Origin of the sequence: Nevskia sp. (assembly GCF_023266035.1) — a bacterium.
Lineage (GTDB): Bacteria > Pseudomonadota > Gammaproteobacteria > Nevskiales > Nevskiaceae > Nevskia.
Map to the genome: position 1 here is coordinate 1 of NZ_JAHFRY010000090.1, position 20,669 is coordinate 20,669.

Annotated in this window: 19 protein-coding genes; 17 read left to right on the plus strand and 2 right to left on the minus strand. The window is 65.4% G+C overall.

The window, feature by feature from the left end; all coding sequences use genetic code 11:
- On the minus strand, nt 1-755 hold a 755-nt coding region (locus Q0D45_RS14335; protein WP_293394002.1), incomplete at its 3' end, for a glutaminyl-peptide cyclotransferase.
- On the opposite strand from Q0D45_RS14335, the gene Q0D45_RS14340 reads away from it, so the two are divergent.
- From Q0D45_RS14340 to Q0D45_RS14390, 11 genes are all read left to right on the plus strand, one after another.
- Nucleotides 754-1,611, plus strand: a complete 858-nt coding sequence (locus tag Q0D45_RS14340; protein WP_293394034.1) for a YicC/YloC family endoribonuclease — start codon at nt 754-756, stop codon at nt 1,609-1,611. The two genes, Q0D45_RS14335 and Q0D45_RS14340, sit on opposite strands and share 2 nt — an antisense overlap.
- Before the next feature lie 70 nt (nt 1,612-1,681).
- Complete coding sequence (gene gmk, locus Q0D45_RS14345; RefSeq protein WP_366946458.1) at nt 1,682-2,311, plus strand: guanylate kinase; 630 nt, start codon at nt 1,682-1,684, stop codon at nt 2,309-2,311.
- Nucleotides 2,312-2,399: 88 nt separating this feature from the next.
- Nucleotides 2,400-2,663: a DNA-directed RNA polymerase subunit omega gene (gene rpoZ / locus Q0D45_RS14350; protein ID WP_022974882.1), complete on the plus strand. Its 264-nt coding sequence runs from the start codon at nt 2,400-2,402 to the stop codon at nt 2,661-2,663.
- Between the two features lie 95 nt (nt 2,664-2,758).
- Complete coding sequence (locus Q0D45_RS14355; protein WP_293394006.1) at nt 2,759-4,957, plus strand: bifunctional (p)ppGpp synthetase/guanosine-3',5'-bis(diphosphate) 3'-pyrophosphohydrolase; 2,199 nt, start codon at nt 2,759-2,761, stop codon at nt 4,955-4,957.
- Between the two features lie 120 nt (nt 4,958-5,077).
- Complete coding sequence (locus Q0D45_RS14360; RefSeq protein WP_293394008.1) at nt 5,078-5,461, plus strand: RidA family protein; 384 nt, start codon at nt 5,078-5,080, stop codon at nt 5,459-5,461.
- A gap of 28 nt (nt 5,462-5,489) precedes the next feature.
- Nucleotides 5,490-7,589 (plus strand): ATP-dependent DNA helicase RecG, encoded by a 2,100-nt coding sequence (gene recG / locus Q0D45_RS14365; protein ID WP_293394010.1) that lies wholly within the window; start codon nt 5,490-5,492, stop codon nt 7,587-7,589.
- Between the two features lie 123 nt (nt 7,590-7,712).
- A complete protein-coding gene (locus Q0D45_RS14370) occupies nt 7,713-10,913 on the plus strand; it encodes a hypothetical protein (protein WP_293394012.1) in 3,201 nt (1,066 codons plus the stop codon).
- Nucleotides 10,914-10,952: 39 nt separating this feature from the next.
- The gene (locus Q0D45_RS14375) at nt 10,953-11,396 is read left to right on the plus strand and encodes a DMT family transporter (protein WP_293394014.1); all 444 of its coding nucleotides are present in this window, start codon (nt 10,953-10,955) and stop codon (nt 11,394-11,396) included.
- A gap of 13 nt (nt 11,397-11,409) precedes the next feature.
- Nucleotides 11,410-12,285: a 4-hydroxybenzoate octaprenyltransferase gene (gene ubiA, locus Q0D45_RS14380; RefSeq protein ID WP_293394016.1), complete on the plus strand. Its 876-nt coding sequence runs from the start codon at nt 11,410-11,412 to the stop codon at nt 12,283-12,285.
- A 14-nt stretch (nt 12,286-12,299) separates the two neighbouring features.
- Nucleotides 12,300-13,220 carry an alpha/beta hydrolase gene (locus tag Q0D45_RS14385; RefSeq protein WP_293394018.1) on the plus strand — a complete coding sequence of 307 codons (921 nt, stop codon included), beginning with the start codon at nt 12,300-12,302 and terminating at the stop codon, nt 13,218-13,220.
- Nucleotides 13,221-13,307: 87 nt separating this feature from the next.
- Complete coding sequence (locus Q0D45_RS14390; RefSeq protein ID WP_293394020.1) at nt 13,308-14,186, plus strand: alpha/beta hydrolase; 879 nt, start codon at nt 13,308-13,310, stop codon at nt 14,184-14,186.
- A 16-nt stretch (nt 14,187-14,202) separates the two neighbouring features.
- Here the strand turns inward: Q0D45_RS14390 and Q0D45_RS14395 are convergent, their stop codons facing one another.
- Complete coding sequence (locus Q0D45_RS14395) at nt 14,203-14,898, minus strand: ComF family protein (RefSeq protein WP_293394022.1); 696 nt, start codon at nt 14,896-14,898, stop codon at nt 14,203-14,205.
- Between the two features lie 76 nt (nt 14,899-14,974).
- On the opposite strand from Q0D45_RS14395, the gene bioB reads away from it, so the two are divergent.
- The 6 genes from bioB to Q0D45_RS14425 form a co-directional block, all read left to right on the plus strand.
- Nucleotides 14,975-16,045, plus strand: a complete 1,071-nt coding sequence (bioB, locus tag Q0D45_RS14400; protein ID WP_366946456.1) for a biotin synthase BioB — start codon at nt 14,975-14,977, stop codon at nt 16,043-16,045.
- Nucleotides 16,042-17,247: an 8-amino-7-oxononanoate synthase gene (locus tag Q0D45_RS14405; RefSeq protein WP_293394024.1), complete on the plus strand. Its 1,206-nt coding sequence runs from the start codon at nt 16,042-16,044 to the stop codon at nt 17,245-17,247. The genes bioB and Q0D45_RS14405 overlap by 4 nt, the downstream gene beginning before the upstream one ends.
- A 7-nt stretch (nt 17,248-17,254) precedes the next feature.
- The gene (gene bioD / locus Q0D45_RS14410) at nt 17,255-17,941 is read left to right on the plus strand and encodes a dethiobiotin synthase (protein WP_293394026.1); all 687 of its coding nucleotides are present in this window, start codon (nt 17,255-17,257) and stop codon (nt 17,939-17,941) included.
- A 197-nt stretch (nt 17,942-18,138) separates the two neighbouring features.
- A complete protein-coding gene (locus tag Q0D45_RS14415; RefSeq protein ID WP_293394028.1) occupies nt 18,139-18,657 on the plus strand; it encodes a DUF2244 domain-containing protein in 519 nt (172 codons plus the stop codon).
- Nucleotides 18,658-18,683: 26 nt separating this feature from the next.
- The gene (coxB, locus tag Q0D45_RS14420; RefSeq protein ID WP_293394030.1) at nt 18,684-19,922 is read left to right on the plus strand and encodes a cytochrome c oxidase subunit II; all 1,239 of its coding nucleotides are present in this window, start codon (nt 18,684-18,686) and stop codon (nt 19,920-19,922) included.
- Between the two features lie 58 nt (nt 19,923-19,980).
- Nucleotides 19,981-20,669 (plus strand): cbb3-type cytochrome c oxidase subunit I (locus Q0D45_RS14425; RefSeq protein ID WP_293394032.1); only part of this gene is annotated, 689 nt, incomplete at its 3' end.

Below are 20,669 nucleotides of genomic sequence, written 5' to 3' on the forward strand. Positions count from 1 at the left end.
ACCAGCAGATGTCCGTTCTTCGGAATCACGGCGATGCCGTTCAGAACGAAGTCCTGCGCGCTCCAGCCGCTGCCGTGGGGCAGCCTGCCTTTAAGGGCCGCGAGATCGAGCCAGGCCCGGATGACTCCCGACTCCGGATCAATGATGGCGATTCGATCGCTCTGCCAGACATTGGCGTAGATAAAGCCGTCGACGAACTCAAGCTCATTGAGCTGATCGACAGGCCGACCTTGGTCCGTCACGTCAACGTGGCTGTTCTCGATATAGGTCAGCGGGTCAAGGAAATGCAGACGCGATGAGCCATCACTAAGGATCAGCCGGTGCCCGTCGTAAGCAAGCCCCCAGCCTTCGGTGCTGAGCGGGAAACTGCTGACGGGCTTCAGAGTTCGGTCGTAGACGTAGGCAACCGCGTTCATCCAGGTGAGCTGAATGATTCGATCGCCGACGACGGTCACGCCTTCGCCGAACTCACCGGTTGTCAGGCTGGTTGAGTACAGCAGCTTGCCGGACGCACGGTCGCGGACGGTCAGGTGCGACTGCCCATAAAGGCCAGTGCCTTCGATCAATTGATCGTCTGCAATGGCCAGTCCCTGCGTGAAGGCTGTGGCGTCATGGGCCTCAGTTCGCACCACGCGATAGTTCAGCGTCGGCGCCGCCAGCGCCGTCTGACCCGCCAAACCCATGCACCACAGCAGCACCAGTACAATCCGCACGCTCGCCTCGCGACTTGAACAAAAATCCATGATCCGCAGCATGACGGGCTATGCCCGCGCAGAACAACAAAACCCTTCCGGCCGGCTCAGCTGGGAGCTCCGTTCGGTCAATCATCGCTACCTTGAGCTGCAATTCAAGTTGCCGGAAGAGTTCCGGTCGATGGAAAACGATCTGCGCCAATTGGCCACCCAGCGTATCGGGCGCGGCAAGGTTGAAGCCGGCTTGCGCTACAGCCGGGACACCGGCATCGCTGGCGGCTTGCAGATCGATACCGATCGCCTCGCCGCCGTGCTCTCTGCCGTCGAAAAGATCTCTGGTCAGCTGCGAACCTCGACAGCGCCGGACCCGATTCAGGTGCTGGCCTGGCCCGGCGTGGTAAGGACGGACAGCGCGCCGGACATCACGGTGCCGCTGGCCGATGCCATGCAGCTGTTTCAGGCCGCGCTCGATGACTTCACCGCCACCCGCAGCCGCGAAGGCGAGCGCACCAAGCTTTACCTGATCGAACGTCTCGATGCGATGGCAGTGCTGGTCGAGCGCGTGAAAGTGCGGGCGCCTCAGGTTCGCGACGCCTGGCTCGATCGGCTGCGCGCCAAGATTGCCGAACTGGGTGTCGACGTGGACCCTGCCCGCCTTGCACAGGAAGCTGCACTTGCGGCTCAGCGTCTCGATGTCGATGAGGAGCTGTCCCGGCTTGGCAGCCACTTCACCGAAGTGCGCGATACGCTGGTTCGCGAAGAAGCCGTCGGCCGCCGGTTGGATTTTTTGATGCAGGAACTCAATCGCGAAGCGAATACCTTGTCTTCCAAGTCGCAGGATGCCGAAATGACCCGCTGCGCAGTCGAGATGAAAGTGATCATCGAGCAGATGCGCGAGCAGGTTCAGAACATCGAGTGACGACGGCTGGCTTGCCTGCTTCGCGCCGCTTCCTGCTCATCGACAGAGTCAAAATACCTTGAACGAATCACTGATCCCAGGAACCTTATGGATCGTGTCGGCGCCCAGTGGCGGCGGCAAGACCAGTCTGACCCGGGCGCTGCTGCCCCGTCTTGCCGAGCGCGGCTGGAAGGCCGAGATCTCGGTGTCCTACACCACGCGGACGCCGCGACCCGGCGAGCAGGAAGGCGTGCACTACCATTACGTCGATGACGCGGCGTTCGCGGCGATGGTCGAGCACGGCGACTTCCTCGAGCACGCCGAGGTCTTCGGCCGCCATTACGGCACCGGCCTGACCCGCACCAAGGAACTGCTGGGCCAGGGGATCGATGTCATCCTCGACATCGACTGGCAGGGCGCTCGCCAGGTTCGCGCCCGGCGTTCGGACGTGCAGAGTGTGTTCATCCTGCCGCCGTCGTCAGCCGAGCTGGAACGGCGTCTCCGCGCTCGCGGCCAGGACACGGACGAGGTGATCTCCGCCCGCATGCACGCGGCGAGGGCGGAGATGTCGCATCACGGCGAATATGATTACCTGCTGGTCAACCACGATTTCGATCGCGCGCTGGACGAGATGGCGGCGATCTTCGTCGCTCGGCGGATGCGCGGCGCTACCCAGCAGGCGCGTTATGAAAACCTGATCACCAGCCTGCTCGACGAGTGAGCGATGAGGTCAAAACGCCGGCTTCTGGCACGCTGCTCACGCCGCCGCTATAATCCGCGACTTCCCGCAGTACAAGAGTGACAAGCCCATGGCCCGTGTAACCGTTGAAGATTGTCTGGACCGCATCCCGAACCAGTTCGAACTGACCCTGGTCGCCGCCAAGCGCGCCCGTCAGCTTGCTCGCGGTGCCGAAGCCAAGCTGCCTTGGGGCAACCACAAGTCGACCGTGCTAAGCCTTAAGGAAATCGCTCACGGCTACATCGACACCGGCGTGCTCTCGGAAGCTGATTTGCCGGCGATACAGCAGCCGAAGATGGAACTCGAAGCGCTCGATCCGAGCTTCGATCTCTAAGCGACACCGCATACGTTGCAACGATCAGGGGCCGCAAGGCCCCTTTTTCGTGGCCTACGGTCCGGGGGCCCGCAAGCCGCGTCTATACTCAAACCATGGATATCCCGGTTATCACGCGCATCGGCACCGCCATTCGCACGCAAAGAGTCGCGCGTGAGTACGGCATCGAAGCGCTGACCAAGATCCTCGAGGAGTATCTGCCGGCACCGCAGATTTCCGAAGTGCGCCGCGCCTACGAGTTCGGCGCCAAGATGCACGCCGGCCAGAACCGGTCGAGCGGCGAGCCGTACATCTATCACCCGCTGGCGGTGGCGAAGATCCTCGCCGAGATGCGGCTGGACGCGACCACGCTCTGTGCCGCGATTCTTCATGACGTGATCGAAGACACCCCGGTCGGCAAGGAAGAGATCGCCCGCCTGTTCGGCCGCGATGTCGCCGAACTGGTCGATGGTGTGTCGAAGTTCCAGAAAGTCGAAGGCATGTCCGGCGCCGAGCGCCAGGCCGAAAACGTCCGCAAGCTGTTGCTGGCGATGGCGCAGGACCTGCGCGTCATCCTGGTCAAGCTCGCCGATCGCCTGCATAACGTCCGCACTCTGGATGGCGTCGAGCCGGCCAAGCGCCGCCGCGTGTCGCTGGAAACGCTGGAGATCTATGCGCCGATCGCCCAGCGTCTCGGCATCAATACTTTGCGGATGGAACTGGAAGATCTGTCCTTCCAGAACCTCTATCCAAATCGCTATGAAGTGTTCCGCAAGGCAGTCAATGACCGGCTTGGCGACACCAAGGGGCTGATCAAGGAAATCGAGCACAAGCTCGAACGGGCGCTGAAGGAAGAAGGCATCGGCGCCAGCGTTGTCGGCCGGCAGAAGAACCTGTACGGCATCTACGAAAAGATGCAGCGCAAGCGCCTGCGCTTTCTCGACGTGATGGATCTGCTCGGTTTTCGCGTGCTGGTTACCAAGGTTGATGACTGCTATCGCGCGCTCGGCGTCATCCACCACGCCTATCGGCCGATCTCCGAGCAGTTCAACGATTTCATCGCCAGTCCGAAGGTCAACGGCTACCAGAGCTTGCACACGACCTGCATCGGCCCGCAGGGCCGCAAGATCGAAGTGCAGATCCGCACCCGCGACATGCACCACATCGCCGAGAACGGCATCGCCGCGCACTGGCAGTACAAGCTTGAAACCAAGGGCGCCACCAAGTCGGTCAGCGGCAAGAACGACTCGCAGAGTGCGCCGCAGGTCCGTGCCCGTGAATGGCTCGGCAACCTGTTCGCCGCGCAAACTGGTGCCGCACCGCTGGAGTTCATCGACAACGTCAAGGTCGATCTCTTCCCGGACGAGGTTTACGTGTTCACGCCGAAGGGCCACATCCGGCAACTGCCGCGCGGCTCGACGGCGGTCGATTTCGCCTATTCGGTGCATACCGAACTCGGCGATCACTGTGTCGCCGTGCGCATCGATCAGCAGCTGGAACCGCTGAACACGATTCTGAAGAACGGCCAGACCATTGAAGTGATCACCGCGCGTCATGCCCGGCCGAACGCGGCCTGGCTGAACTACGTGAAGACGGTCAAGGCGCGTCAGCACATCCGCAATTACCTCAAGAATCAGCGCGAGGACGAAGCGATCCGCCTCGGCCGCCGCCTGCTGGAAATTGCGTTGCGCGAACTGAACGTGCCGCTGACCGTGCTCAAGGAAGAATCGACCGGCGCCGTGCTGAAGGCTTTCGGCCTGCAGGACATCGAAGACCTGTACGTATCGATCGGTAGCGGCAGCCGCCTGGCGCCGCTGGTAGCGCGCCACTTCCTGCCTGATCCCAGTGCCGCAACGATCCCTGGTGAAAGCGTACCGCTGGCCGTGGAAGGCACCGAAGGCCTGGTCATCGATTATGCGAAGTGCTGCCACCCGATTCCCGGCGACGAGATCTGCGGCTATGTCTCGATCGGCCGCGGCATCGTTGTCCATCGCCTCGAATGCAAGCACGTGTCGGCGCGCAAGGGCGCAGCGCAGGAACGTGTGCCGCTGATCTGGGCGCCGAGCGTGCAGGGCGATTTCCTCGCCGAACTGAAGCTCAAGGCCGAGAACCGGCGCGGCTTGCTCGCCGGCGTTGCTGGCGAAATCGCCGGCGGCGGCTCGGGCATCGAGAATGTGCAGATGCCGGAACGCGGCGGCGGCGATACGGCGCTGGAAATGCGCTTCGTGATCACCGTGCGCGATCGCGTCCATCTGGCGCGCGTGCTGCGCCGCCTGCGCCGGCTCGAAGCCGTGCAGCGCGTCATCCGCATCTGATCGCAGGCTGGCGCGGCGCACCGCAACCGCGCTAGTGTCGCGGGCATTTCAGGGGCAATCGGGCCAGCGACCATCAAGGCCTTTGCCCCAAGCTTGCAGCCTCCACGAACGAGAAACCGCATGTCCCGCCAGATCATTCATACCGATGACGCGCCCGCCGCGATCGGCCCGTATTCCCAGGCCGTGAAGATCGGCGACACCGTCTATCTCTCGGGCCAGATTCCGCTCGACGCGGCGACCATGACCATGGTCAATGCGACCATCGAAGACGAGATCCATCAGGTGTTCAAGAACCTGCGCGCGGTCTGCACCGCTGCCGGCGGTGGTCTCGGCGACATCGCCAAGCTGAACATCTTCCTGACCGATCTCGGCCACTTCGCGACGGTCAACGCGATCATGGTCCAGTACTTCAGCGCACCGTTCCCGGCGCGCGCCGCGATCGGTGTCGCCAGCCTGCCGCGCGGCTCTCGTATCGAGGCGGATGCGGTGATGGTGCTCGGCTAAGCCAGAACCCCCTCGGCCGCACGCGGCGATGAGCGATTCCCGCAGCCAGTCAAGGCCGGGTCAACGGCCAGCGTTGACCCTCGATACCGAGCTGACCTTTCTCAAGGGCGCCGGCCCGGCAGTCGCGATGAAGCTGAAGCCGCTCGGCCTGGAGCGCGTGCGCGATCTGCTGCTGCATCTGCCGATCCGCTATGAAGATCGCCGCCGCATCGTGCCGATCGGCGAGGTCGTCCACGGCGCCGAAGCGCTGGTCTGCGGACGCATCGAATCGGCCGAGGTGCGCTTCGGTGCCAAGCGCTGGTTGCGCGTGGTCATCGACGACGGCCGGGCCAGCCTGGTACTGCGCTTCTTCCATTTCAACGACGCGCAGAAAGCGGCGATGGTCACTGGCCACTGGCTGCGCGCCTTCGGCACCGTGCGGGTCGGCAACAATGGTGCGGAGATCGTTCATCCCGAATACCGGGTCGCCGAAACGGCGGTGCAACTGCCGCCGGAAGACCGGCTGACCCCGATCTACGGTCTGACCACCGGCATCACCCAGACCCGAGTCCGGGCGCTGATTCAGCAGGCGCTCACCGTGGCCCAGCACGATCCGGATTACCTCGCCGATTTTCCTAGTCTGGGTGGCCCGGCGACGCTCGCAGCGCTGCGCACTCTGCACGAGCCGGATGGCCGCGATCTCGGCGATCTGCTGCTCGATCGCCATCCGGCGCAGATTCGTCTGGTTCGCGAGGAGCTGCTGGCCCATCAGCTGTGCATGCGCCTGCTGCGCAAGCAGACCAAGGCCGCGCCCGGCGCGCGCATCGAAGCGGTGCTGCCGGCGTCGGCGAAGCTGCAGGAAAAGCTGCCGTTCGCGCTGACCGGCGCCCAGCGTCGGGTGATTTCCGATATCGCTCACGATCTCGCCGCTGGCCAGCCGATGCTGCGGCTGATCCAGGGTGACGTCGGCTCCGGCAAGACCGTGGTCGCTGCTGCAGCGATGCTCGGCGCCGCAATGAGTGGCCTGCAATCGGTGCTGATGGCGCCGACCGAACTGCTGGTCGAGCAGCACGCGCGCACCTTGTCCGCCTGGCTGAACGCGGTGGGTGTCGATGTCGGCCTGTTGACCGGCAAGATGAAGAAGTCCGAGCGTGATGCCGCGCTGCATCGCGCGGCGACTGGCGAGACGCCGGTCTGGGTCGGCACCCACGCGCTGTTCCAGGGCGACATGAAGTTCAAGAAGCTGGCGCTGGTCGTCGTCGACGAGCAGCACCGCTTCGGCGTGGGCCAGCGGCTGGCACTGCGCGACAAGGGCCCGGCCGGCGTCACGCCCCATCAGCTGATCATGTCGGCGACACCGATCCCGCGGACCCTGGCGCAGACCGTCTACGCCGATCTCGATGTCTCGGTGATCGACGAACTGCCGCCCGGCCGCACGCCGGTACAGACCGTGGTGCTGTCGAACGAGCGCCGCTTCGATGTGTTGTCGCGGATCGGCGAAGCCTGCCGGCTCGGTCGCCAGGCCTACTGGGTCTGCACCTTGATCGAGGAGAACACCGAGCTGCAGGCGCAGGCTGCCGAGGAAACTTATCGCCAGCTGCACGAGGAACTGCCGGAGCTGCGGGTCGGCCTGGTTCACGGCCGCCTGAAGGCCGCCGAGAAGGAAGCGCAGATGCGCGCCTTCCAGAGCGGTGCCACACAGCTGCTGGTCGCGACCACGGTGATCGAAGTCGGCGTCGACGTGCCGAACGCCAGCATCATGATCATCGACAACGCCGAGCGGCTGGGCCTGTCACAACTGCATCAGCTCAGAGGCCGGGTTGGCCGTGGCGCCACTGCCAGCCAGTGTCTGCTGATGTATCAGCCGCCGCTCGGTGAAGGTTCGCGAGCGCGCCTCGATGTGATGCGCACCACCACCGATGGCTTCGTCATCGCCCAGAAAGATCTCGAACTGCGCGGCCCCGGCGAACTGCTCGGCCGACGCCAGACCGGGCTGATCGGCATGAAGATCGCCGACCCGGTGCGCGACTCGGCGCTGATTCCCGGCCTGCAGAAGCTTGCCGATGACTGGTGGCTGAAGTCGCCGAAGGATGCGAAGCGGATGATCGCGCGCTGGATTGGTGACGCGGATCGCTATGCGCAGGTTTGAGTGCCGCGCGGTGATTTACTTCGAACTGCTGATCGCTTATCCCTGAACCACGTCGCCAGCATCACTGGCGGCACCAGCAAAAGCGTCTGGCCACGAGCCATGCGCGGGCTTCGGGGAAAACACATGAACGTAGGCTTGGCTGCCGCCTCATTCCGGCGCTTGCTGATCGGCGTCACGCTGGCTGTGACGCTCGTTGCTGGCGAAGCAAGCGCTGAAGCGCCCGCCGTCAGCGCTGTGCCCGCGTTCAAGGCCGATAGCGACATCGCCCGTCAGTACGCCGACTATTGCGCGCTCGATCTGCTCGCCGCCGCCGTGCCGGACCCACGCATTCCGCGCCACCGCCGTGGCTACGATCAGACCATCGCGGCGATCACCCAAGGCATGCTCGATGGCGGCTACGTGCTCGATCGCTACGACCTGCCCTGGCTGCCCTCGAAGAACGGCGTAGCCACGCGCAGCAGCGATTACGGCCTGCTGCTGTTCCGCGACGATGGCTGGCGCAATCCGCCGCAGGCGGGCCAGCCGATCAGCAGGGGCACGGCCTTGCGCGCAGTTTATTTGTTACCGGAAACCGCGACTGATGGCCTGCACGCGCCGGCCGTCGATGCCGTGCTGGCGCGTATCCATGCGCAGTTGCGCGAGGTTCCGAGTGCCGTCGCGCACTGTGTCGGCCAAGACTTGAGCCGCGCTCCCGGCATTCGGCTGGCGGCCTTTCATGGCTGCGCGGCCGATCAACTGCTGGTGCTCGGGCCGGTGTTCTCTGGCTCGCTCGATGCACTGGCACAGCGCACCTGGGCGCTCGGCACGGCACCGTCCGGCCTGTGCGCGGTATCGAGCAGCACCACGGCGCGCAGCAATCATTTCCTCGCCGCCATGCTGGGCGACAGCGGCGGCACGCCGCGGCTGAGCTTCCAGCAACTGGCGGTCGGCGACGATCACAAGATGCTGGCGCTGGCGCAGCTGGCCGCGCAGTACGGCATCCCGCCGAAGCGCGTCGCCTTCCTCAGCGAATCGACGGTGTTCGGCACCAGCATCTGCCCGGCGAAGAACACCACGCTGTATGACCGCCTGAGCGAGGATCAAAAAAGCCTCTGCGACGGCGCGACGCAGATCGGCTTCCCGTCAAACATTTCCAGCATCCGCCAGGGCGCCCAGCAAGAGGCCGATGCGTTGCGCAGCAAAAATCCGCTGCCCTTGCCGGTCAGCGAGCGGCATCTGCCGATCGCCGATATCGGCGATATCGAAAGCGAACTGCCGGAAAGTCAGCAGTCGCGGTTGACCGCCGCCAGCGTTGAACTGGAGCTGACTGATGTGCTCGACCGGCTCAAGGCCGACCGGCCGGAGATGGTCGTGGTCGTCGCTACCGATGTCCGTGATCGCGCCTTCCTGTTCGATCAGGTGCGCAGGCTGCTGCCGAGAGTGCTGCTGATCGATTTCGAGACGGATCGCCTGCTCGCCCATCCAGATTTCGCCCATGCTAGCCGCGGCGTACTGACGCTGGCCTCGTCGGAACTCGACTGCCTGGAGACCAATGATCTGTACTGCCGCGACGCCGCCGGTCTCGAGCGGCAAGCGGGGAATGGCAATCAGCGACGTTCGAACTGGTCGACCGATCGACAGGCGATCCTGCAGAAAGCGGTCTCGCGGATCGGCCGTGGTGTTGCGAACTGTCCTGATGTCGCGGCCGGCACGGCTTGCGAAGAACGCCCGCCGCTGTTGCACGTCGTTGGCTACGACCAGGTCCGCCCGTTGACCAGCAGCCGCGTCTCGGTGACCGGTCTCCGGGCCTGGCTGCAAGGACACATCGGCCTGCTGACGGTGATCTACAGCTTGACCATCGTCACGCTGTGGCTGAGCGAATACTTCTCCACCCACGGCGACTTGAAGATCTGGGATTGGATCGCGCGACCGGCGAGCCGGGTGGCGGGCATGGCGCTGGCCTATCCGTTGGTGATCACCGCGCTGTTGCTGGTGGCCGGCGCGCTGGACAGCCTGCTCGCCGTGCTCACTTGCCTGGCGCTGGTGGCGCTGCTGGTCTACGTGATCCCGATCCTGCGCCAGATGGCGATCCGCCCCGGCGTCCATGTTTCTGCGCTCGAACGCACGACGCCGCGCACCGCCTGGACCCTCATCCTGTGGCTGGCCCTGGCGGCGGTCTGGTTCTTCGAGCGGCTGCGGCTTGATGGCCTGAAGCAGCCGGGGCTGATCGATGCCGCGGCGCTCACTGGCTTGAGCCTCGATCCGGAATCGGGCCTCGCCTATCAACTGGTGCTGGTGCTCGCCGCAACCGTCACCTTGATGGCGTTCACCACCATCCTCGCTGCCGTGGCCCGCACCAATCGCAACGCGGCGCTGCTGCGCGTGGCAGCCGGTGAAGATGCTGACGCAGCGAAGGAGTCCAGACCATCAAGCTTCGTCGACGTAGCCGACGCCTATCAGCATTTCCTCCATTGGCGCGATCCGCTGTTGCTGATCGGCCTGGCGCTGGTTGGTGCGCTGCTAGTGTCGATCATCGGTTATGAAGGCCTGAGTCAGACCGTGTTCGGCCCTGATGCATCGCGGGCGGCGCTGAGCTGTCTGGCGATCACCACGATGACGGCGCTGGCGCTGCTTTGCGCGCAGATCAGCCTGGGCAAGCGAATTCTCGCGGTCAGCACCTATGTTCGGCAGCGGGTGCTGAGCACCGAGGGTGCTGCCCCCGTACCTGCCGAGGGCGGTCTCGGCTGCTGGCCGCAGAACGTCGGCGCGCCGCTGTCGTTCCCGCGCACGCCGGTGGCGGCCTGGAATCATTGCGGCGGTGCGGAGGCTCAGCGGCTGCGCGGCCACGATCGGCCGCGTTCGCTGAGCGACGAGCAGCGCCGCGAGCAGATCATTGATGGACTGAAGGCGCTGTTCACGGGCGGCTGTTCGCGCGATCCACAGCCGCGTCTCGCGCTGTTCGTCTACCTCACCGGCGAGCTGTTCCTGTTCCGCTTCGTCGGCCTTGGCGCGACGCTGTCGACGCTCACCGGCGTCGCCATCCTGTATCTGTTCCCGGTCACCGGCGCGACTCCTTTCCTGCTGCTGAACTTGGCGCTGCTGGCGATCGTCGGCCTGCTGTCCGGTCACTACGCACTGCGCTTCGAGTATGACGACGTGCTCAGCAACATCGTCTGCAACCAGCCGCGCGCCGGCAAGGTGTCGACGGCGCTGTTCGGCTACATCGCCTTCCCGTTCCTGATCCTGGCGATCGCGATCACCCTGAGCCAGACGCCCGGCGTGCTCGGCTGGAGTGGCGGCCTGATCCGGTTGCTGCTGAAGACCATAGGCCTCGGTGGTTTGTAGAACCGCAGGCGGTCATGGCCGCGCTGGCACAATGGCGAGATGAAGACTCTCGTCCCGATGGCGCTGGCCCTGCTGGCTGGCGCGCTGCTGCCGTTCCAGGCCGGCATCAATGCTCAATTGCGCGGTCACCTGGGCGCGCCGATGTCGGCGGCGCTGGTGTCGTTTGTCGTCGGCACTCTGGCGCTGCTGACCGTAGTCCTGGTCAGCCGCACGCCGTGGCCGGCGAATACCAGCGACGTGCCCTGGTGGCAGTGGCTCAGCGGCGGTCTGCTGGGCGCGAGCTATCTGATCCTGAGCATCGTGCTGACGCCGATCCTCGGCGTGGCGCTGACCTTCGGGTTGATCGTCGCCGGTCAGTTGACGATGTCTCTGGCGCTTGATCAGGTCGGTGCCTTTGGTCTCGTGCAGCACGGTCTCAATGGCTGGCGTGCGCTGGGTGCGCTGCTGATTGTTGCCGGCGTCGTGCTGATCCGGAAATTCTGACTTCCACCATTCGATGATTCGCGAACGTCTGCGGGAACGCTGGCAGGTCTGGGCCCAGCTGATGCGGCTCGACAAGCCGGTCGGCATCTATCTGCTGTTGTGGCCAACCTTGTGGGCGCTGTGGTTCGCGGCCGGCGGCTTGCCACCGCTCGCGCTGCTGGCGATCTTTATCGCGGGCACCGTGCTGATGCGCAGCGCCGGCTGCGTGATCAACGATCTTGCCGACCGGAAGTTCGATGGCCACGTCGAACGCACCCGTCAGCGGCCGCTGGCCTCGGGCCGGGCGACACCGAAAGAAGCGCTGATCCTGTTCGTCGTGCTCGGCCTGATCTCGCTCGCCGTGGCCGCTCCGCTGAATGCCGCCGCGCTGTGGCTGACCGTGCCGGCGATCGTCCTTGCGGCGAGCTATCCGTTCGCCAAGCGCTTTCACAGCCTGCCGCAGGCGCATCTCGGCATCGCCTTTTCCTGGGGTATTCCGATGGCGTCGGCAGCGGTGTCGGGTACGGTCGACTGGCCGATGTCGGCGCTCCTGATGGCCGCCAACCTGTGCTGGGTAATGGCTTACGACACGCTGTATGCGATGGTCGATCGCGATGACGATCTGCGCGTCGGCGTGAAGTCCAGCGCCATCCTGTTCGGCCGTTTCGACCGGCTGATCGTCGGCCTGCTTCAAGCGGCCGCGCTGTTGCTGCTGGCGTTCGCCGGCTGGCGGATCGCACTGGGCTGGCCGTACTACGCCGGCCTGTTGCTGGCGGCGATTTTCGCAGCGCACCAGCTCTGGCAGGTGCGGCATCGCGAGCGCGCCGCCTGTTTTTCTGCGTTTATTGGAAACAATCGCATTGGTGCGCTGGTCTTTCTGGGGCTCGCTGTCTCGCTGCCACCGTTCTGAACGAGGTTTCCCCGATGCCTGCTGCCACCTGGTTTCGATTGCCGCTCGCCGCTGCCCTGCTGGCCCTCTGCGGCCTGATCGTCAGCGTCCACGCGAAAGACGCTGATGACGATGACGACGATGCAGTAGCTGCCAGCCCGGCGAGTGCCGGCTCGGCCGGTCGCGGTGCCGCGGTACAGCGCGAAGTCATCTACACGCCGGCCGGCTGGCCGACCGCGCTGTCCGGTGATCTGTTCACGCCGGGCGGCACTGTGCCGGCGAACGGCTGGCCGGCTGTCGTCGCGCTGCATGGCGGCGCCTGGCACAAGGGCGATCGGCAGAAGCTCGCGGGCTTCGCCAAGCGTCTTGCGTCACGCGGTTATGTCGCGCTGACCATCGACTACCGCCTGGTGCCGGATGCGATCTATCCGGCGCAATTGCAGGATGTGCAGCAGGCCGTGCGCTGGGTGCGTGCGAACGCGGCGACGATCGGCGTCGATCCGAAACGGATCGCGCTCTGGGGCTCGTCGGCCGGCGCCCATCTCGCGGTGCTGGAAGCCGGCCTGAGTCCCGGCGACCGGCTGTACGACGCGCAAGCTCGTGTGCAGGCGGTGGTCGGTGCTGGCACGCCGACCGATTTCCGCGATGGCGGCGGCGGCAACAAATCGCTGGCAAGCTTTCTCGGCGAGCGCTGGAGTGCGGGCTCGAAGGTCTTCATCGAAGCCTCGCCGATCGCCCATGTCTCGGCCGACGATCCGCCGGTGTTCCTGATTCACGGCGATGCCGACAAGACCGTGCCGCCCGAGCAGGCCATCGTCTACCGCGATGCGCTGACCGCTGCCGGCGTGCCGAATACCCTGTTGCTGCTGCCCGGCGTCGGTCATTCGCTCGGGCCAGCCGGCCGGGATGCGCTGATGCGTGGCGTCGAGTTTCTCGATCAGCGGCTGAGGCCCTGAACGGGTCGGAATCCCGATCGCCGCATCGGCCGTAATGGCAGCTGACGGCGCAGTTCGCGCCGAAGGTCACTGAACCCGGATTTCCCCATGCTCAGATTCGTATCCGCGGCGCTGCTGCCGGCCGCCTTGCTCAGCAACGGCTGCGCCCGCCATATCGGCAAGCCGGAAGCACCGCAGCCGGCCCGCATCGAGCGCGGCTACAGCGTGCAGCGCGATCAGCTGTTCACGCCGTCGAACTGGCCAAAGGCACTGTTCGCCGATGTCTACACGCCGAGCGGCGCCCCGCCATCCGGCGAACGCTGGCCGGCGGTGCTGGTGATCCATGGCGGCGGCTGGAAAAGCGGCGACCGCGAGCAGGTGGAATCGCTGGCTGAACGGGTCGCCAAGCGTGGTTACGTGGCGGTCAACATCACCTATCGGCTGGTGCCGGAGGCGCTGTTTCCGGCGCCGGTCGAGGACGTGCAGCAGGCGCTGCGCTGGCTGCGCGCCAATGCCGAGCGCTATCAAGTCGACCCGGCCCGCATCGGCGCCTGGGGCTATTCGGCCGGTGCCCATCTGGCGGCGCTGGTCGGTGGCCTGAGTCCTGGTGATCGGCTGTACGCCGAGGATGCGCGGCTGAAAGTGGTGGTCGCCGGCGGCATTCCGTCCGACTTGCGCAAGTTCCACGGCGGCACCCTGGTGCCGAATTTCCTCGGCGAGCACTGGAGCGAGAACTCGGTGGCGTTCCGCGAATCCTCGCCGGCCGCGTACGTGACGGCCGGCGATCCGCCGGTGTTCCTGTACCACGGCACCTGGGACATGCTGGTGCCGCTCGATCAGTCGCTGGACTACCAGGCGGCGCTCGATGCCGTCGGCGTGACTAACGAGCTGTACCTGCTGCGCGGCCTCGGCCATATCGCTGCGTTCCTGATGGATGGCGCGGCGGTGCAGCGCGGCGCCGATTTCCTCGATCGCCATCTGCGCTGAATTGGGCGCTGCTGAGCTAAGGTACCCGCGCCGCGGTCCAGACCTCGATCCGCGTAGCACCGGCTGCCCGGCAGGCGCGGGCCAGTTCGTTGACGGTGCTGCCGGTGGTCATCACATCATCGATCAGTGCGAGATGGCAGCCGGCGATTCGCCCATCGACGGCAAACGCGCCGCGCACTTCGCGGCGGCGTTCAACGGCGCGCTTGCCGATCTGGTCGGCGGTCTCGCGGATGCGCGTTGCTGCTTGCCAGTCGATGTCGATCGCCAGCACGCGGTTGATGCCGCGCGCCAGTTCCAGCGCCTGGTTGTAGCCGCGCTCGCGCAGGCGTTTCGGGTGCAGCGGAACCGGAATGAGCCACTCGGGAAACGGCTCGGGACGGGCCGCGACCAGCATCGCCAGTTCGCCGCCGAGCCAACGCGACTGCCGGAACTGCGCGTGATACTTCAGCCCGGCGATCGCCCCGGCAATCGGCGGCTGGTAGCGAAATGCCGACAGCGCACTGTCGAAATACGGCGCTTCTGCCGCGCAGCTTCCGCAGACGTGGGCGGTTGCGCTAGCCAGCGGCAAGGCGCAGACCGGACAGGCGATGCGGTTCCACGGCAGGCTGTTGCGGCAGCCATCGCAGATCGTCCCCGGATCGGCTGGGCCGGCGCACAGCGGGCAGGCGGATGGGACGATCCAGCGCTTCAATGCGGCAATCACGTCAACCATAGAGGCGGCCTTTCGGTTGACAGCAGTCGGGCGTGGCGGAAACACTGCGCGTCTTGTTCACCGTCCGGATTCCCCCATGTCGCTCGCCCTCGCGCCGTCGCCCAGCAGCCTCTCCGCTCCCGTTCGCAATGACTGGACGCGCGCCGAAGTCGAAGCGCTGTTCACGCTGCCGTTCAACGATCTGCTGTTCCGGGCTCAGAGCGTTCATCGCCTGCATTTCGATCCCAATGCGGTGCAGCTGTCCACCCTGCTGTCGATCAAGACCGGCGCTTGCCCCGAGGATTGCGGCTACTGCCCGCAGAGCGCGCGCTTCAAGACCGGCCTGAAGGCCGAGCCGCTGATGCCGCTCGCCGAGGTGATCAAGGCCGCTCACGATGCCAAGGCCAATGGCGCAACGCGCTTCTGCATGGGCGCCGCCTGGCGCGCGCCGAAGGACAAGGACATCGAGAAAGTCTCCGAGATGGTCCGCGAAGTGAAGGCCCTAGGCCTAGAAACTTGCGTCACGCTCGGCATGCTGAAGCCGGAGCAGGCGAAGAACCTGGCCAGCGCCGGTCTCGACTACTACAACCACAATCTCGATACCTCGCCGGAGTTCTACGGCGAGATCATCAGCACCCGTACCTACGACGATCGCCTGGAAACGCTGGCCAATGTCCGCGAAGCCGGGGTCAAGGTCTGCTGCGGCGGCATCGTCGGCATGGGCGAGTCCGAGACCGATAGAGTCGAGTTCCTGCGCGCGCTGGCCAATCTGCCGCAGCATCCGGAATCGGTGCCGATCAACGAACTGGTGGCCGTCGAAGGCACGCCGCTCGCCAATGCCGCGCCGCTCGATCCTTTGGACTTCGTGCGGATGATCGCCGTGGCCCGCCTGATGATGCCGCAGAGCTATGTGCGCCTGTCCGCCGGCCGCACCCAGATGAGCGACGAGACCCAGGCAATGTGCTTCTTTGCCGGTGCCAATTCGATCTTCTACGGCGAACGCCTGCTGACCACCAGCAATCCGCAGAACGCCCGCGATCGCGCGCTGCTGGCCAAGCTCGGCATGCGCACCGAGCAGCGCGTCGATGGCTCGGCCCATCTCGACCATCATCACGCGGACGTCGCCACCGACGCCTGCAGCCCGCAGATGGCCTGCTGCGACGAATGAACGCTCCGGTGGTCGGGCCATCGCTGCTCGATGTCCGCCTGAGTCACGAGCTGGAACGTTTGCGCGCTGCCGATCTGTATCGCCAGCGCCGGGTCATCGACGGCAGCCACGGCGTGCGCTTGAGCGTCGGCGGCAAGGCCTGCATCAGCTTCTGCAGCAATGACTATCTCGGTCTGGCCAGCGATCCGCGGGTGGCCGAAGCCGGCCGCGCGGCGCTGTCCCGGGTCGGCACCGGTAGCGGCGCGGCGGCGCTGATCTCCGGCTACAACGCCGAGCACGCGAAGCTCGAAGAAGAGCTGGCCGATTACTGCGGCCGCGAGCGCGTGCTGCTGTTCTCCAGCGGCTGGGCGGCGAATCTTGGTCTGCTGCGAGCGCTGTTCAGCAAGGACGACACGCTGATCTGCGACGAGCTCAACCACGCCAGCCTGATCGATGGCGCGCGCTTGTCCGGCGCCCGCTATGTGCGCGCGCCGCACGGCGATGTGGCGGCGATCGATGCGGCGTTGATCGAGGCCGTTGAACGGGGTGGCGAGATCGGCATCGTCAGCGATTCGATCTTCAGCATGGACGGCGACGAAGCCGAAGTGCCGACGCTGGCGCGACTGGCGAAACGTAGCGGCGCAACCCTGATCGTCGACGATGCCCATGGCTTCGGCGTGCAGCCGGCTCCGGGCATTCGCTATCCGGGCGCCGATGCGCCCGAGGTCTATGTCGCCACGCTCGGCAAGAGCCTCGGTGCGTCGGGCGCTTTCGTTGCCGGCTCAGAAGCGCTGATCGAATTCCTGATCCAGCGCGCCCGTACCTGGGTGTTCTCGACGGCGCCGCCGCCGGCGATCGCCGCCGCCGCGCGCGCTGCCCTGGCGATCATCCGCAGCGAGCCGGAGCATCAGGCGCAACTGGCCCGGAACATCGCCCGTTTCCGCGCCGGCATCGCGGCGCTCGGGGATGGCCTGCCGTTCCAGCTGATGGCGTCGACAACGCCGATCCAGCCGCTGATCGTCGGCGATGCCGGGCGGGCGATGGCCTTGTCGCGCGCCTTGTTCGAGCACGGCTACTGGGTGGCGGCGATCCGGCCACCGACGGTGCCGGCCGGTACCTCGCGGCTGCGCGTGACCTTGTCGGCGGCGCATACCGAGGCACAGATCGATGGCTTGATCGAAGCGATTGGTAGTTGTCGTTTGCCACCCGGCAGCAGTCGCTGACGACGCCGTGTCACTGACGATCTTCGTCACCGGTACCGACACCGGCGTCGGCAAGACCCGCACGGCGTGCGCGCTGATCCGGGCATTGCGCGCAGAAGGGCTCAGGGTTGGCGCGATGAAACCGATCGCCAGCGGTTGCGAGCGCACGGCGGATGGCCTGCGCAACGACGATGCCCTGGCGTTGCTTGCTGCGACTGGCCGGCCCCTGGCCTATGCCGACGTCAATCCTTATGCCTTCGAACCGCCGATTGCGCCGCATCTTGCGGCGGCTGCGGTGAACGTTGACATCGACCTCGCGGTGCTCGATGCCGCCCATGCGCGGTTGGCGTCGGATTGCCAGGTGCTGGTGGTCGAAGGCGCGGGTGGCTGGCGGGTGCCGTTGTCGGCCGAGGCGGGTCGTTCCAGTTACGCGGGCTGGGTCGCCGACCATGATTGGCCGGTGCTGCTGGTCGTCGGTTTGCGGCTCGGTTGCCTGAATCACGCGCTGCTGACGGCGGAATCGATTGCGCGGCGGGTGCCGCTGGTCGGCTGGATCGCCAATCGTCTGCCCCCCGAGCAGCCGGCCTGGCGGGACAATGTGGCGACCCTGACACAGCAATTGCCGGCGCCTCTGCTGGGCTGCCTGCCGCCGGGCGGCGATGCCGCTGCGGCGATCGATGTCAGCGCCTTGCTCAGGGCGCTGCGCGGAAGCTGAACCGCTGCACTGCCTGTGAGCGACATCGGCAATGATGAGCCGCTAGTTCTGCATGGCAAAGCCTATGACAGAAACGGGACAGAACCCATCCGAAGCCGCACGATTCAACGCGTGCAAGGCTTTGCGGCCGGCGCTTCATCCACTACAATCCGCCCGCTGCGAATCCCGCTATCCCAAGGACTCGTCCGGACTGTCTCGTGACCACCGTGCGTGACACCTTGCTGGTGGTCCGTCCGAATGCGTCGATGTCGGTGCGTGCGGCGCAAGGGGTGATGCTGGTGATGGCGACGGTGTGCTTAAGCATCGCGGGCTTGTTCACCTGGCACGGCTTCTGGCCGGTCCTGCCGTTTGCGGGATTGGAGCTGGCGGCGCTGGCTTGGGCGTTGCAGGTCAGCCTGCGTCGCAATCGTTATCGGGAAGTGATCGAGTTCGACGATCAGCGGTTGCGGGTCGAATGCGGCATGAGCGGAGAAGGTGCTGCGCTGTTGGTGGACTGGGCTAGGTCCATGACGCGGGTACAGCTGGAAATGGGGCCGCATCGCAACGATCCAAGCCGGCTGAAGCTGGTCAACGGGTCGCAAAGCCTCGAACTGGGGCGTTGCTTGACGGACGGGGAACGCGAGCGGCTGGCAACAAGATTGCGTGAATTGATACTGGCCGGCTGGCGTGCCGGGTCGCCTGTGGCGACAAAAGGCGCGGCGCCGGACTGCAACTGATTCCTACATATGGGGCTGAAGTAGACATGTCGAACCTGATTCGCGGCCTGCGTGGCCTTGCACTCGCAATGACCGGCATGGCCGGAAGTTTTGCGGCGCAGGCTGCAGACACGATGGAAAACGCCTATTGGAACCTGCCGAAGGGCGTCACCGACATCAGCAATGAGGTCTGGCATCTGCACATGGCCGCGTTCTGGGTCTGCGTGGTGATCGCCATCGTGGTGTTCGGCGTGATGTTCTATTCGATCTTCGCGCACCGTCGCTCGAAGCATCCGGTGCCGGCGACGTTCCATCACTCGACCACCGTCGAAATCATCTGGACGATCATTCCGTTCGTGATCCTGATCGGCTTGGCTGTGCCGGCCGCCGGCACGCTGATCAAGCAGTACGACACGCGCAACGCTGCGATGACGGTGAAGATCACCGGCTACCAGTGGAAGTGGCAGTACGAATATGTCGGCGAAGGCGTCAGCTTCTTCTCGACGCTCGATCCGGACTCGAACAAGGCGCGCCAGCTGCACTCCGGCGTCGACCCGAAGACCGTGCCGCATTACCTGCACAACACCGATAACTATCTGGTGCTGCCGGTCGGCAAGAAGGTTCGCTTCCTGCTGACCTCGAACGACGTCATCCACGGCTGGTGGGTTCCGGATCTGGCGATCAAGAAGGACGCGATCCCGGGCTTCATCAACGAAATGTGGACGCAGATCAACGAGCCAGGCATCTACCGTGGTCAGTGCACCGTGCTCTGCGGCCGTGACCACGGCTTCATGCCGATCGTCGTCCACGCGATGAGCGAAGCCGATTACGCCGCTTGGCTCGCCAAGCAGAAGGGGGGCGCCGAAGTCGCCGCTGCGGCCCCGGTTGCCGCTACCGATGCTGCTGTCGATGCACCGGCTGCGCCGGCAGCCGAAGCCGCGCCGACGGAAGTCGCAGCGGCTGCTCCGACACCGGCTCCGGCCGCTGCTGCGCCGGCTGCGGATTCGAAGGCTGGCGAGAAGCTGTTCCTCGGCAACTGCGCCGCCTGCCATCAGGCCACCGGTGCCGGGCTGCCGCCGACCTTCCCGGCGCTGACCGGTTCCAAGCTGGTCGCTGGTCCGATCGACGCCCAGATCACCCAGGTGCTGAAGGGCAAGAACGCGATGCCGCCGTTCGCCCATCTGTCGGACGCCGACGTCGCCGCGGTCGTGACCTACACGCGCAACAACCTCGGCAACAAGGTTGGCGACGCCGCCACTGCAGAACAGGTCAAGAAGCTGCGCTGATCCGCGCGCTGAACGTCGCAACCTTCAAGAATCCAGATTGAGTCAGGAGCACCGAGTCATGGCCAACACGCACGACCACAGCCACGATCACAGTCACGGGCACGACCACGCCCATGACGATCACCATCACGGCCCTGCCAAGGGTGTGATGCGCTGGATCAAGACCACCAACCACAAGGACCTCGGTACCTTGTATCTGTGGTTCTCGTTCACGATGTTCTTCATCGGCGGCCTGATGTCGCTGGTGATCCGCGCTGAGCTGTTCCAGCCGGGCATGCAGTTCATCGATCCCGAGTTCTACAACCAGATGATCACGCTGCACGCGCTGGTCATGATCTTCGGCGGCGTCATGCCGGCGTTCGTCGGCCTGGCGAACTGGATGGTGCCGATGATGATCGGCTGCTCCGATCTCGCCCTGCCGCGAGTGAACAATTGGGGCTTCTGGATCCTGCCGTTCGCGTTCTCGATGTTGCTGTCGACGCTGTTCCTGCCAGGCGGTGGCCCTGCCGGCGGCTGGACGCTGTATCCGCCGCTGGTGCTCCAGGGCGGCGCCTCGTTCCCGCTGACCATCTTCGCGATCCACATGCTCGGCATCTCGTCGATCACCGGTGCGATCAACGTCGTGGTCACGATCATGAACATGCGCGCGCCGGGCATGACCCTGATGAAGATGCCGCTGTTCGTCTGGACCTGGCTGATCACTGCCTATCTGCTGATCGCGGTCATGCCGGTGCTCGCCGGTGCGGT

Bases quoted from the DNA above. Each gene is read 5' to 3' on its own strand.
- Q0D45_RS14340 (WP_293394034.1), top strand. From the start codon at position 754: ATGACGGGCTATGCCCGCGCAGAACAACAAAACCCTTCCGGCCGGCTC.
- rpoZ (WP_022974882.1), top strand. From the start codon at position 2,400: ATGGCCCGTGTAACCGTTGAAGATTGTCTGGACCGCATCCCGAACCAG.
- Q0D45_RS14355 (WP_293394006.1), top strand. From the start codon at position 2,759: ATGGATATCCCGGTTATCACGCGCATCGGCACCGCCATTCGCACGCAA.
- Q0D45_RS14360 (WP_293394008.1), top strand. From the start codon at position 5,078: ATGTCCCGCCAGATCATTCATACCGATGACGCGCCCGCCGCGATCGGC.
- recG (WP_293394010.1), top strand. From the start codon at position 5,490: ATGAGCGATTCCCGCAGCCAGTCAAGGCCGGGTCAACGGCCAGCGTTG.
- Q0D45_RS14370 (WP_293394012.1), top strand. From the start codon at position 7,713: ATGAACGTAGGCTTGGCTGCCGCCTCATTCCGGCGCTTGCTGATCGGC.
- Q0D45_RS14375 (WP_293394014.1), top strand. From the start codon at position 10,953: ATGAAGACTCTCGTCCCGATGGCGCTGGCCCTGCTGGCTGGCGCGCTG.
- ubiA (WP_293394016.1), top strand. From the start codon at position 11,410: ATGATTCGCGAACGTCTGCGGGAACGCTGGCAGGTCTGGGCCCAGCTG.
- Q0D45_RS14385 (WP_293394018.1), top strand. From the start codon at position 12,300: ATGCCTGCTGCCACCTGGTTTCGATTGCCGCTCGCCGCTGCCCTGCTG.
- Q0D45_RS14390 (WP_293394020.1), top strand. From the start codon at position 13,308: ATGCTCAGATTCGTATCCGCGGCGCTGCTGCCGGCCGCCTTGCTCAGC.
- Q0D45_RS14395 (WP_293394022.1), bottom strand. From the start codon at position 14,898: ATGGTTGACGTGATTGCCGCATTGAAGCGCTGGATCGTCCCATCCGCC.
- bioB (WP_366946456.1), top strand. From the start codon at position 14,975: ATGTCGCTCGCCCTCGCGCCGTCGCCCAGCAGCCTCTCCGCTCCCGTT.
- Q0D45_RS14405 (WP_293394024.1), top strand. From the start codon at position 16,042: ATGAACGCTCCGGTGGTCGGGCCATCGCTGCTCGATGTCCGCCTGAGT.
- coxB (WP_293394030.1), top strand. From the start codon at position 18,684: ATGTCGAACCTGATTCGCGGCCTGCGTGGCCTTGCACTCGCAATGACC.